At 31.8% G+C, this 13,961-nt stretch carries 12 protein-coding genes; 10 read left to right on the top strand and 2 right to left on the bottom strand.

What is annotated here, in order from left to right:
• Window positions 1–35 precede the first annotated feature (35 nt).
• Entirely contained in the window at window positions 36–365 is a 330-nt protein-coding gene (locus H526_RS0103065; protein ID WP_027391635.1) for a translation initiation factor, read from the bottom strand.
• A 9-nt stretch (window positions 366–374) separates the two neighbouring features.
• A complete protein-coding gene (locus tag H526_RS0103060) occupies window positions 375–1,325 on the bottom strand; it encodes an isopenicillin N synthase family dioxygenase (RefSeq protein ID WP_027391634.1) in 951 nt (316 codons plus the stop codon).
• Window positions 1,326–1,616: 291 nt separating this feature from the next.
• Here H526_RS0103060 and H526_RS0103055 point away from each other — a divergent pair, with 291 nt between their 5' ends.
• The 10 genes from H526_RS0103055 to H526_RS32440 all read left to right on the top strand — a co-directional run bounded on the left by H526_RS0103055 (window position 1,617) and on the right by H526_RS32440 (window position 13,874).
• The gene (locus H526_RS0103055) at window positions 1,617–3,614 is read left to right on the top strand and encodes an alpha-ketoacid dehydrogenase subunit alpha/beta (protein ID WP_027391633.1); all 1,998 of its coding nucleotides are present in this window, start codon (window positions 1,617–1,619) and stop codon (window positions 3,612–3,614) included.
• Between the two features lie 255 nt (window positions 3,615–3,869).
• Window positions 3,870–4,868, top strand: coding sequence for an SDR family oxidoreductase (locus tag H526_RS0103050; protein WP_027391632.1), 999 nt, complete (start codon window positions 3,870–3,872; stop codon window positions 4,866–4,868).
• Window positions 4,869–4,906: 38 nt separating this feature from the next.
• Window positions 4,907–6,190, top strand: coding sequence for a nucleotide sugar dehydrogenase (locus H526_RS0103045; protein WP_027391631.1), 1,284 nt, complete (start codon window positions 4,907–4,909; stop codon window positions 6,188–6,190).
• 52 nt (window positions 6,191–6,242) lie between these two features.
• Window positions 6,243–7,784: an oligosaccharide flippase family protein gene (locus H526_RS0103040; RefSeq protein WP_027391630.1), complete on the top strand. Its 1,542-nt coding sequence runs from the start codon at window positions 6,243–6,245 to the stop codon at window positions 7,782–7,784.
• A gap of 8 nt (window positions 7,785–7,792) precedes the next feature.
• Window positions 7,793–9,073, top strand: coding sequence for a hypothetical protein (locus tag H526_RS0103035; RefSeq protein WP_027391629.1), 1,281 nt, complete (start codon window positions 7,793–7,795; stop codon window positions 9,071–9,073).
• 27 nt (window positions 9,074–9,100) lie between these two features.
• Window positions 9,101–10,066 (top strand): polysaccharide pyruvyl transferase family protein, encoded by a 966-nt coding sequence (locus H526_RS0103030; protein ID WP_027391628.1) that lies wholly within the window; start codon window positions 9,101–9,103, stop codon window positions 10,064–10,066.
• 15 nt (window positions 10,067–10,081) lie between these two features.
• On the top strand, window positions 10,082–11,041 hold the full coding sequence (locus H526_RS0103025; RefSeq protein ID WP_027391627.1) for a class I SAM-dependent methyltransferase: 960 nt from the start codon (window positions 10,082–10,084) through the stop codon (window positions 11,039–11,041).
• Window positions 11,042–11,077: 36 nt separating this feature from the next.
• The gene (locus H526_RS0103020) at window positions 11,078–12,187 is read left to right on the top strand and encodes a glycosyltransferase family 4 protein (RefSeq protein WP_027391626.1); all 1,110 of its coding nucleotides are present in this window, start codon (window positions 11,078–11,080) and stop codon (window positions 12,185–12,187) included.
• Window positions 12,184–13,305, top strand: a complete 1,122-nt coding sequence (locus tag H526_RS0103015; protein ID WP_027391625.1) for a glycosyltransferase family 4 protein — start codon at window positions 12,184–12,186, stop codon at window positions 13,303–13,305. Before H526_RS0103020 ends, H526_RS0103015 begins: the two co-directional genes overlap by 4 nt.
• A complete protein-coding gene (locus H526_RS32440; RefSeq protein WP_027391624.1) occupies window positions 13,302–13,874 on the top strand; it encodes a serine O-acetyltransferase in 573 nt (190 codons plus the stop codon). Before H526_RS0103015 ends, H526_RS32440 begins: the two co-directional genes overlap by 4 nt.
• Window positions 13,875–13,961 lie beyond the last annotated feature (87 nt).

Genomic DNA, 13,961 nt, shown 5'->3' with positions numbered 1-13,961 from the left:
TTATCTTCAGTTTTCTATAATATTATATGATGATTTTATCCACCAACTCTTTTCACTTTAAATCCTTTTTCCTTAAGGATACCCATAATTTTATCCCGATAATCTCCCTGAATAATAATTCGTTCGTCTTTAAAACTACCTCCAACATTTAATTTTGTTTTTATTTCCTTGGCTAGTTTTTTGAAATCGTGGTCAGCTCCAGTATATCCTTCTAAAATAGTAATTGGTTTTCCTTTTCTTTTTTCATATTTACAAATGATAGGATCATCTTGCATCCAAATATCATTTTCTTTTTCTATAACTTTTTCCTCTTCAACAGGTTCATGATCAGGAAATAAATTTTTTAATTGATCTTTTAAATCCATGAGAAGTTGCTATTTCTTAATCAATCCAATTTCTACTAAGCGCTGATGAAGAAAATCTCCAGCAGTAATATCATCGTATTGTTTAGGGTTATCTTTTGTAATACATTCTTCTAAACAATTTAATTTCATATCACTTCTAGGATGCATAAAGAAAGGAATAGAATATCTAGGTTTACCCCATTGTTCTTTAGGAGGGTTAATTACTCTATGGATCGTAGATCGCAATTTATTGTTAGTATGACGTTCTAGCATATCACCTACATTGATTACCAACTCATCTTCTTGAGGTATTGCATCTATCCATTCACCGTCTTTACGTTGTACTTGTAGCCCTCCAGTAGAAGCGCCCATTAGTAGTGTAATCAAATTGATATCTCCGTGTGCACCGGCACGAACGGCACCTTTTGGCTCCTCTGTTATTGGAGGGTAGTGTATAGGTCTTAAAATGCTATTTCCGTTACTAGCCCAGTGATCAAAATAATGTTCATCCAATCCGATATATATAGCTAAGGCTCTTAAGACGTGAATCCCCGTTTTTTCTAACATTCGGTATGCTTCCATTCCGGTATTGTTGAAATCTTTTAATTCTTCAACAATAACATTTGGAGGGTATTCTTCTATTAAGTTAGCGTCTTTAGAAGGTTCTTGTCCGAAATGCCAAAATTCCTTTAAGTCACCTTCTTTTTTTCCTTTTGCATGTTCTTTTCCAAAAGAAATATATCCCCTTTGTCCTCCTAATCCTTCAATTTCATATTTTTGTTTATCAGCTACTGATAAAGCAAAAAAATCTTTTACTTCTTTATATAATTCTTCTACTAAATTATCACTTAAAAAATGATTTTTTAAAGCTACAAAACCTATCTCTTCATAGGCTTTTCCTATTTCATCAACAAATTTTTGTTTTCGTGAAGGATCTTCAGATAAAAAATCTGCAAGATCTACACTTGGTATATTATTCATGGTGGTATTATTTTCTTTAACTAAAATAGATGTATTTCATTAAAAATACATTATGAATTATGTCTTTTTTTAAAATATAACCCAGAACTGTCAAAATAATTATATTTTAACATATAACTATTAAAACATAGTAAATTTAATTAATTCTTAGAATTGTTTATGATAAATTAACAAGTGCTTAATAGTATTGTGATATTGGTTGTTTTTCTGAGATAAAAATAATTACATTTACTAAGAGTTTTCTACTTTAGAAAACCATCATGTATAAGAATTAACTGATTTTTTAACAATATGGCAGAAGAGAAATTGTTATTTGACTATGATAGGAAAGAGTACAGCGACAACCTATTAATTTCTTTGTATTTTAAAATGCTAAAATCTAGGTTGATCGAGGAAAAGATGCTCATTTTATTGCGACAAGGTAAAATTTCTAAATGGTTTAGTGGTATTGGTCAAGAAGCTATTTCTGTAGGGGTTACTGCTGCTTTAGATAAAAATGAATATGTATTGCCGATGCATCGTAATTTGGGTGTGTTTACAAGTCGTGATATTCCTCTTTATAGATTATTTAGTCAATGGCAGGGGAAATCTAATGGTTTTACAAATGGGCGTGATCGATCATTTCATTTTGGGTCACAAGAATATAATGTGGTTGGAATGATTTCACATCTTGGCCCTCAATTAGGTGTCGCTTGTGGGATTGCTTTGGGCAACCTTTTGAAAAATTACAACAAGGCAACTGCGGTATTTACGGGAGAAGGTGGAACCAGTGAAGGAGATTTTCATGAGGCATTAAATGTGGCTTCTGTTTGGAGTTTACCAGTGATTTTTTGTATTGAGAATAATGGGTACGGATTATCCACACCAACTAGAGAGCAATATAATTGTAAGCATCTTGCCGATCGAGGAGTAGGATATGGTATGGAGTCGCACATTATTGATGGTAATAATGTATTAGAAGTATATGATAAAGTGAGTAAACTTTCGGAGAGTATACGACAAAACCCAAGACCTGTATTATTGGAGTTTAAGACTTTTAGAATGCGCGGCCATGAAGAGGCTAGTGGCACCAAGTATGTACCAGAAGAGTTAATGCAACATTGGGCTTTAAAAGATCCCATCGATAATTATAAAGAATATCTTATAGAAAATAATATTCTTTCAGTAACAGATGATCTTCAAAAGAAATCCGCTATTAAAGCAGAAATTGAAGAACATTGGCAAAGAACAAATGAAGAAGAAAAGGTTCAAGTTGATTTGAATAAAGAGTTAGAAGATGTTTATAAATTATTTGATTTTAAGAGAGTAGATCCTAATCATACAACTAGGGAATTACGACTTATAGATGCAATTTCTGATGCTTTAAAAGAAGGAATGCGTAAATATCAAGATCTTGTGATTATGGGACAAGATGTTGCGGATTATGGAGGTGTTTTTAAAATTACAGAAGGTTTCTTAGAAGAATTCGGTAAGAATAGAGTGCGTAATACACCTATTTGCGAATCAGCAATTATTTCTACAGCTTATGGACTGTCAGTTAACAACATAAAGGCAGTTGTTGAGATGCAATTTGCAGATTTTGTTTCTTCTGGTTTTAATCCAATTGTAAATTTATTAGCTAAATCAAATTATAGATGGGGGCAACCTGCAGACGTAGTAGTGCGAATGCCTTGTGGTGGTGGAGTAGGAGCTGGACCATTTCATAGCCAAACGAATGAGGCTTGGTTTACAAAAACGCCGGGTTTAAAGGTGGTTTATCCTGCATTTCCTGCAGATGCAAAAGGATTGTTGTTAACTTCTCTAGAAGATCCAAATCCTGTATTGTTTTTTGAACATAAAGCACTATATCGTAGTGTTAGGGAGCAAGTGCCTGAAGGATATTATACAATTCCTTTTGGAAAAGCTGCTAAGTTGAAAGAAGGTGATCAAATAACAATTATTAGTTATGGCGCAGGTGTACATTGGGTACTAGATACATTGGAAAGTAATGTTGAAATAAGCGCAGATTTGATTGATCTCAGGACATTACAACCATTAGATATTGATACTATCTTTGAGTCTGTAAAGAAAACGGGTAGAGTAATTATATTACAAGAAGATTCTATGTTTGGAGGTATCGCATCAGATATTTCTGCAATGATTATGGAAAATTGTTTTGAATTTTTAGATGCTCCGGTAAAAAGGGTATCTAGTTTAGAAACTCCAATCCCTTTTGAAACAGGCTTAGAATCTCAATATTTGGCAAAAAATAGATTCGAAAAAGAATTAATAGAACTTTATAGGTATTAATACCTGTTTTGTGTTTCGAAAACGTTTTTGTTAATAAAATCAAGTAGGAATTTATGTGTTTGATTTTCAGGTGATTAATTTTTTTTGATTCGGTGAATTGATTTTTTTATAGGATAACGGAACATTAAGCGAATATTAAGGGTTAAAATCCCCTTGAATTTAAGTTGTGTGTTCTATTGTTTAATATTAATTTCGCGCTGTCTATGGAATAAACATAGCGTAGGGGATTAAAAATCAAGGGGTAAATAAAAATACATGAACACTAACCAATTAGAACTACTTAGTTCTTCTACTGTTTTAGTTACAGGAGCGGCAGGTTTCATAGGGTCAAACCTATGCGAAGCATTATTAGAAGCTAACAGTACAGTTGTGGGGCTAGACAATTTTGCTACTGGCCATAAGAAAAACCTAACAGCATTAAAGGAAAATCCAAATTTTACATTTATCGAAGGCGATATTCGTAATTTAGAAGATTGTAATAAAGCTTGTAAAGGTGTAGATTATATATTACATCAAGCTGCATTGGGATCCGTGCCTAGATCTATTAATGATCCAATAACGAGTAATGATGTTAACGTAGGAGGTTTTCTAAATATGCTTGTAGCTGCAAGAGATGCTGGAGTTAAACGATTTATTTATGCAGCGAGTTCTTCCACTTATGGTGATTCAGAAGCATTACCAAAAATAGAGGATAAAATAGGAAAACCCTTATCACCATATGCAATTACTAAGTATGTAAATGAGTTGTATGCAGATAATTTCAAAAGAACATATGACTTAGATACTGTTGGATTACGATATTTTAATGTTTTTGGGAGAAAACAAGATCCTAATGGAGCGTATGCTGCGGTAATTCCGAAATTTGTAATGCAGTTTATGAAGTATGAGTCGCCGGTAATTAATGGTGATGGATCTTTTTCAAGAGATTTTACATATATTGATAATGTGATTCAAATGAATTTGAGAGCTATCGTTTCCGACAATGAGAAAGCCTTAAATAACGTATATAATACAGCTTTTGGAGAAAGAACTACTTTAAATGAGTTAGTTACTTTGCTAAAAGAATATTTGTCAGAGTTTGATTCCAAAATAAGTAATGTTGAAGTTAAGAAAGGACCAGAACGTAAAGGAGATGTTCCACATTCTTTAGCTTCTGTCGATAAAGCTAAAACACTTCTTAATTATGATCCTAAATTTGATATAAAGTCGGGATTAAAAGAAGCTGTAAAATGGTATTGGGATAATTTAAAATAATTAAAGGTCACCAATTAACGAACGAAATAAGCACAAAAATGAAAGATATTAAAATAGGAATAATAGGTTTAGGATATGTAGGACTTCCTTTGGCTAGATTATTTGCAACAAAATTTCCTGTTATTGGTTTTGATATTAATCAAAATCGAATTAGCGAACTAAGATCCGGAAAGGATACTACCTTAGAAGTTGAAGATACGGTATTACAGTCTGTATTGAAAGATAATTCTCAAATGGATAAGGGATTATATTGTTCAGCGGATCTTGGAGATATTAAAGATTGTAATTATTATATTGTAACTGTTCCAACACCCGTAGATAAAAATAATAGACCTGATCTTACGCCTTTGTATAAGTCCAGCGAAACTGTTGGAAAAGTATTGAAAAAAGGAGATGTTGTTATATATGAATCTACAGTATATCCAGGTGTTACAGAAGAAGAATGTATTCCTGTTTTAGAGAAAATAAGTGGATTAAAGTTTAATGAGGATTTTTATGCAGGATATTCTCCAGAACGAATCAATCCGGGAGATAAATTACATACTGTAGAAAAAATTCTAAAAGTTACAGCAGGTTCTACACCAGAAATTGGTAAAAAAGTGGATGCACTTTATGCATCTGTGATTACAGCAGGAACTCATTTAGCGCCAACAATAAAAGTAGCAGAAGCTGCTAAGGTTATAGAAAATTCGCAGAGAGACATTAACATTGCATTTGTTAATGAACTAGCAAAAATTTTTAACCTCATGAATATTGATACTAATGAGGTTTTAAAAGCTGCTGGGACAAAATGGAATTTCCTTCCTTTTAAACCCGGTTTGGTAGGAGGACATTGTATTGGAGTTGATCCATATTATTTAGCTCAAAGAGCACAAGAATTTGGATATCATCCAGAAATCATATTAGCGGGTAGAAGATTAAATGATAGCATGGGGCAGTATGTCGCTTCGGAAGTGATTAAGTTAATGGTTAATCACGATATCAAAATCAAAGGCGCTAATATTTTGGTGTTAGGAATTACTTTTAAAGAAAATTGTCCAGATGTAAGGAATACAAGAGCGGTTGATGTAATACAAAACCTTAAAGATTTTGGTACTAATATAGATATTTATGACCCTTGGGCTAGTCCATCAGAAGTAGCTCACGAATATGGTCTTGAAACGATCACCGAATTACCTGATTCGAAATTTGATGCTGTTGTATTAACCGTTGCACATAAAGAATACTTGGACATTGATTTAAAATCATTGTTAAAACCAAATGGTGTCTTGTATGATGTAAAAGGAATATTAAAAGAAGAAGAAGTGCACGGAAGATTATAATGGAAATAATCTTTCTAAATAAAGCGACAAAAATAACTTTAAACCAACTGCATTGAGCCAATTAAAAAAAGGAGCTTTACTTACGTACTTAAAAATCTTTTTGATTAACGTTATTGGAATTATGATAACTCCATTGATAGTTAGTTATTTGGGCAAGGATGAGTACGGTATATTTAATGCTATCGGTGCTTTAATTGGTACAATTGCATTACTGGATTTTGGATTGACCAATACAGTAGTTCGTTTTGTAGCTAAATATAGAGCGGAGAAAGATAAAAAAGGGGAAGAGAATTTCTTAGGAACGGTTAGGATACTTTATTTCGCGGTTTCTACATTGGTTGTTATTTCTGGAACTATATTTTACTTCTTTATAGATACGTACTTTACGAAGTTTAATCCTGAAGAACTAAGAATAGCAAAAATGATGTTTGTTATTCTAGTTTTTAACTTAGCAATTCAGCTTCCGGGGATGATATTTACTGGGATTTGCAAAGGATACGAAAAATTTGTTTTTCCAGAATCCGTTGGGATAATTAGATACATTCTAAGATCTTTAACTATTGTAGCTGTCTTGTTTTTTGGAGGAAGAGCTATCGCCTTAGTTATTGTAGATACTGTGTTTAATATTCTGACGATTTCAGTGTCTGCCTATTATGTATTAGTGAAACTAAAAGTAAGATTTAAACTGCATCAATTTTCTAAAGATTTTATTAGAGAAATTTTCAAATATTCTAGTTGGATTTTTCTATTTGCGATTGTAAATATGTTGCAATGGAAATCAGGTAGTTGGGTTTTAGGTGCTATTAGCATACCGAAAGTTTTGGGTATTTACGGAATAGGAATCGCTTTAGGAACGTACTATGGTGCTTTTTCTACAGCAATTTCTAGTGTCTTTTTACCAAGAGCAACACAGATGTCGGTTAACAATGCTAGTGGAGAAGAGTTAACCAATATGATGATCAAACTAGGAAGGTTATCTTTTATTATTTTGATGTATATTTTTGGAGCTTTTATGTTATATGGGGAACAATTTATTAACCTATGGGTTGGTGGAGGAGATTCTTCTGTAGATGGTAGGTATGGAATAGAAGAATGTAGAGAAATTTATATGATTGCTCTAATTATCATGATAGGGTATACACTACCTTTATTACAAGCTTTTGGGAATTCAATATTAGAAGCCAAAAATAAATTATCGTTCAAGGCAATTCTTTATCTAGTGTTTATGATTTTTGGAGTTGTTGCTGGTGGTTTTTTAGCAATGAAGTATAGTGCAGTAGGAATGATAGTTGGGCTTGTTGGTGGATGGATGATTGTTCAGAATGTGATGAACTTTTATTATCATAATAAAATTGGATTGAATATTCTACGATTTTTTAAAGAGTTATTTCATAAGGTTTTATTGGTAGTTCTACTGGTAATAGCCGTAGGGTATTTTATTAACTATATTCCTGGTGAAGGATGGTTTAATTTTATAGCTAAAGGAGTTTCATATACCATTGTTTTTGCGATTATGATGTATTTTGTTGGTATGTTAGAATATGAAAGAGAATTATTTAGAAAACCTATAGTTTCATTATTGAGACGAAAATAAATTAAAAAATGGATACATTAAAGCTACATGCAATTACATATTCAGAAGATGGTCATAAGATTAACTATGAATATTCAGTGGGCGCTAATATCCAAAAATTATTTACTGAGAATGAGCTGTTTTACGTTAAATATCAAATAGATGTTAGTAAAACTCCATTAAGTATTGCAGTAATTCCATTTTTGTCCAATGTATTACCAATGGCTTGGTTTGCTGGTTTTACTATTGAGATAGATGAAGTAGACGAAGATTTTTATAGGGCGCAGGAAAAAATAAAACAAGAATTTGCTAAAAGAGATACTTCTAGTAGTTTTGAAGGAACATTGGTTGCGAAAAAGTTAATAAAAAATTCAATAGAAAAATCTAAGTCATCAATGCTTTTTAGTGGAGGAGTAGATGCGTTTGCAACATATATTAGAATCTATGACCAAAAACCGGATTTAATAACACTTCACGGAGCTGATATTACAATCAAGGATAAAGAGCAATGGAATGATTTTACGGATTTTATTGAGAACGAAGAGCTTTTAAATGATAATAATAAGGAGTTTATAGAAACGAATCTTAGAGATTTTTATACCTATCAAGTAGAACTGTTGTTAAATGATATTGGATGGTGGGGAAAAGTACAACATGGATTAGCTCTTGTAGGTTCGATTGCACCTTTATCATTTGTAAATAAATATGGTTCAGTTCATATTGCTTCTTCTTATACAGATCATATAGATATTGACTGGGGATCAACACCTGAGATTGATGAGAAGATTACTTGGGGATCTGGTTTTAAGGTATTTCATGATGGGTATGAACTAAAAAGGCAAGATAAGGTAGACTTGATTGCCAAATTTGCATCAGAGAAAGATAAAAGATTTCGATTGCGTGTTTGCTATTCTGAAAAAAGAACGGAGTTTAATTGTAGCTACTGCGAAAAATGTTTTAGAACAATACTAGGATTGATACTTAATAATCAAAATCCTAATGAATATGGATTTAATGTTGACAGTAGTGTTTATGATAAAATTTATCAAATATTACATATAGGTTCCGGAAGCAAGGGAGTAAAATACTTCTGGTGGGAACTTATGGAAAAAGCTAAAAATGTGGATACTTTCTTTGTTTTTGATGATCTTGAAACCGAAACTAAACATATGAATGATTTTAGAAACGGTAAGGTGGACAGGCTTTTAGAAGAAAAATTAAATAATGCAAATAAAGGAACAAACAGATTGAAATTTATTATCAGGAATAAGTTCCCTTGGTTGCAAAAGATATATAGAAAATTCAAATAGATAAAAACTAGGTAAATTGTAGAATTCATGAAATACGGACTACTTACATACGATGAGAATAAGAATTTCTTTAATGTTGGAGATAATATTCAAAGTTTAGCAGCTAAACAATTTTTACCAAAAGTTGATACGCTATTAAATAGAGAACGATTAGGAGAATACAAAGGAGATCCTATCAAGTTAATTATGAATGGATGGTTTACACACAATATTCATAATTGGGTTCCTTCAGAAGATATAGATCCGGTATTTGTATCTTTTCATATGAACAATACCGCTGCTCCTGCAATGCTAAGTGAAAAAGGTATTGCTTATTTAAAGAAGCACGAACCGATAGGATGTAGAGATCAATTTACTGCAGATACATTAAAAGCAAAAGGGGTTGATGCACATTTTACAGGATGCCTTACTTTAACATTGGATTCTTATAAAGTTGATGATTCAGAAAGAGGAGATGATATTTATATCGTAGATCCTTTATACAGTTATCCAAGAGCCGAAAAAGTATTTTATAACACGAAGATTACGATAAAAAACATTCTTAATGGATCAGCTTTTAAATTAGGAAAGAAGAATAAACATATTAAGAAATTTATCAGTAAAGAAGTATTAGATACAGCAACATTTATTAACCAAGAACCACCTTCTAATACTTATACAGATGAAGAGAAGTTTGATATGGCCGTAGATTTACTGAATAAATATGCAAGAGCAAAACTTGTTATTACCTCTAGAATTCATTGTGCGTTGCCTTGTTTAGCAATGGGAACACCCGTAATTTTTGTTAATGGCTTTGATAGTTTTGTAGACTCTTGTCGATTTGATGGTATTCTAGAATTATTTAATAGAATTGATATTGACAGTAAAACCGGAGCATATACTTCTAATTTTGGATTAGAAGGAAAAATAACCAACAATACAACCGTAAAAAACCTCGAAAAACACCACGAACTTGCCAATGCATTAAAAGAAAAAGTTACTAATAAAATCTAATCAACCGCACAAACGATGAAAAGGGTATTCAAAAAACTGTTAAAAGATAGATTCTTTACAGCTCCGAAAAAAATGCAACAAAAACATACTGCATTTAGCAAAGAGCAATTAGAAGAACTAACAAAATCGCTTAAGGAAAATTATTTAGACAGAGGAAACACTAAAAGTAGATTATCCACTGAAGAATATAACCAAGCAATAAGTGGACAGCTTTTTGAACGATTATATTATAATAGAAATAGAATAGCTCCTTGGTTACATAGTGTTAAGGATTTAAATGGGACAAGTATTTTAGAAATTGGATGTGGGACTGGGATTTCCACTTTAGCTTTAAGCGAGCAGGGAGCCAAAGTAGTTGGCGTCGATGTTGATGCTGGAGCTTTGGAAGTTGCTAAAGATAGAATGAAGATTGCAGGATATGAAGCAGAATTGCATCATGTGAATGGAGAGGAAATAGAAAAGAATTTTAAGGATCAAAAATTTGATTTTATTATCTATTATGCCGTATTGGAGCATATGACTGTTAGTGAACGATTAGAATCTTTAAAACAAGCTTGGGGTATGTTATCAAAAGGAGGATATCTAGCAGTTATTGAAACGCCTAATAGATTGTGGTATTATGATTCGCATACTGCCGCATTGCCTTTTTACGATTGGCTACCAGATGATTTAGGATATTATTATTCTAAGTTTTCTAGTAGAAAAAATTTCAAAGATTCTTATAGAGAATTGGATGATGAAAGTATGATGAAATTTAAAAGATGGGGAAGAGGAGCAAGTTATCATGAGTTCGAAGTAGCGATTGCGCCTTTAAAAGAAATAAACGTGGTTAGTAGTTTAATGAAATTTGAAAAGTCTGCTTTTTTAAAAGTAGGTTTTAAGGGGTTACGATATATTAAGTTTTTAAAATCACTGAATAAAAATTTAACCAGTGGATTCTGTTATCCTTATTTGGATATTGTAATAAAAAAGTAATAAAAAAAGGTCAGACATTTTCTAAAGTAAAACTTGATGAAACTTGTATATATTGTTAATCGTATAGATGGTCCTGGTGGACTAGAAAGAGTACTTTCTATTAAAGCTAGTAAACTTGCCGAAGATTATAATTACGATATACATATAGTTACATTAAATCAAGAAACTACTGAACTATTCTATGATTTCAGTCCCAAAATCTCATATCATAATGTGAGAGCTAAAGGTAATCCGTTATCCAGAATGTACAAATATGCTTCTGGTTTACGCAGTGTTATTAAAAGTTTAAATCCGGATATAATTGCTGTATGTGATGATGGCCTAAAAGGTTTTTTCGTTCCTTTAATACTTGGGAAACCTTGTCCTATGATTTATGAAAGGCATGTTTCTAGAAGTGTAGAGATTAAAAAAGGAAAAAGATCAATAATCAAAAGAATCACAACTGCTACTAAATTTGGTTTGATGAATTTTGGAGGATCCTACTACAATCATTTTATAGTATTGACAAAAGGGAACCTTAATGAATGGTCTTTTAAAAATCTAAAAGTAATACCTAACCCTTTATCATTTTATCCTGAATCAAAAAGTACGCTAGAAAATAAAAAAGTACTTGCGGTGGGTAAGCATAGTTTTCAAAAGGGATATGATCGATTGTTAAAGAGTTGGAAACAAGTTGTATCAAAATACCCTGATTGGACACTAGATATATATGGTACTATTAGTGAATCAGAAGGTTTAGCAGTATTAGCGGAGAACTTAGATATAACAAAGACAATTAATTTTTATCCTCCTGTAAAAAACATAGCAGAAAAATATGAACAAGCTTCCATCTATACAATGTCTTCTCGATTTGAAGGTTTTGGAATGGTACTTACAGAAGCTATGGCGTATGGCGTTCCTTGTATTTCATTTGATTGTCCATATGGGCCTTCTGATATTATTACCGATACGGAGAATGGACTTTTAATAGAAAACGGAGATGTTGATGCTTTTGCAAAAGGGATAATTGCTTTAATAGAGAATGAAGAGGAAAGGAAATCTATGGGGCTTAAGGCAAAAGAAGCAGTGAAGAAATATTTACCTGAGACTATTGCAGAAGAATGGAATCAGTTATTCTCTAATTTAATGAACCCAAGATCAAAATGAAAATAGTCTTTATTATTGATCAAGTATATCTACACGGAGGAATAGAAAGAGTACTTTCTATAAAAGCTAATTATTTAGCAGAACAAGAAGGTAACGAGGTTCATATTATTACAACAGAACAAAAAGAAGAAAAACCTTGTTATAGTTTTGATAAAAGGGTGATTTTTAAAGATCTAGGGATTAATTATAATCGAAGGAAATCTTATTTTCATCCAAAAAATCTTAAGAAACTACCTAAACATATTTCTAAAACAAAAGCTGCATTAAAAGATATAAACCCTGACATCGTAGTTGTTTGTAGTCATAGTGTAGATACGTATTTTGTGCCATTTATAGTTAAGGGTATTCCAAAAGTAAAAGAGTTTCATTATTCGAGATTTATAGAAAAAGAAAAACGTAATAATCCGAGTCTCTTTAAAAAGTACTTTTTCAAGTTTGCGGATTACGTAGAATCAAAATATGATAAGTTAGTTATTCTAAATAAAGACGAATCCAATTACTATAAGGGTGACAATACTATCGTTATCTCTAATCCGTTAACTTTTTATCCAGATAATGTATCAGACCTTTCTAATAATAGAATTATTACAGCGGGAAGAATAGCTGCTGTAAAAGGGTATGATATTTTGATAGATATCTGGCAAGAGTTTTCGAAAACCCGAAAAGATTGTCAGCTTCATATTTTTGGTAGTGGAGAAGCTAATTATGTAAAGAAACTTCAGGATAAGATTTATGCTGCTGGTATACAGGATTCTATTAAATTAATGGGATCAACAGATAAGATTAAGGAAGAGATGATGCAATCATCGGTTTTTGTGATGACATCACACAACGAATGTTTTCCTCTAGTTTTATTAGAAGCGCAAGCTTGTGGATTACCAATTGTATCTTTTGATTGTCCATATGGACCAAGAAATATTATTGATAAAAATACAGGTATCCTGATTCCTCCGTATGATAATAATGCATTTGTAGATCAACTGAATACATTAATGAGTGATCGAGATCGTATACAGGAAATGGGTAAGAACGCTAGAGAAAATGCAAAGAACTACCAGTTAGATGCTGTCATGGCTCTTTGGCAAAAAATGTTTAATGATTTAACACCAAAGAAATGAGATCATTAATTTTAAATATATATAAAATTTTTTTGTTGCCTCATGTATTCGTTTACAAGACGAGTAAAAATAGAGGTGTTATCGATATGGATATAGATAGGTGGGCAACTGCTAAAGGAACAAAAGGAAGTAAGATATCTTTACTTTTAAATTTTTTAGCAAACTCTCCAGATTTTAGAACATTATTCTATTTCAGAAATAGAGGTATTTTATCGATTTTACTCAACATTTACTGTAAGAAGGAAAAGTATTTTAGAATTGATATTAGTACAAAATTAGGAGGCGGTGTGTTAACTGGACACCCTTATAGTACAATCTTAAATGCAGATTCAATTGGAGAAAATCTATATGTAAATCATTTGGTAACTGTAGGAGAAGTAAATGGAAAAAGACCTACAATTGGTAATAATGTATCTATTTATACAGGAGCTATCATTATCGGAGATATTAAGATTGGTAATAATTGTTCTATAGGTGCCGGTTCTGTGGTTGTTAAGGATATTCCGGACAATTGCGTTGTAGTTGGAAATCCAGCAAGAATCATAAAGCAAGATGGTAAAAAAGTATAATTTTATATTTTTATAAAAAAACAAAAGAGAAGACCTTAAGAAGTGAAGCAAAATAGTAATAACATAACGGTTAAAATTAATTAGTAG

Source organism: Aquimarina latercula DSM 2041 (assembly GCF_000430645.1).
Taxonomy (GTDB): domain Bacteria; phylum Bacteroidota; class Bacteroidia; order Flavobacteriales; family Flavobacteriaceae; genus Aquimarina; species Aquimarina latercula.
The sequence above is the reverse complement of the archived record's forward strand: the minus strand, read 5'-3'. Positions and strand labels throughout refer to the sequence as shown.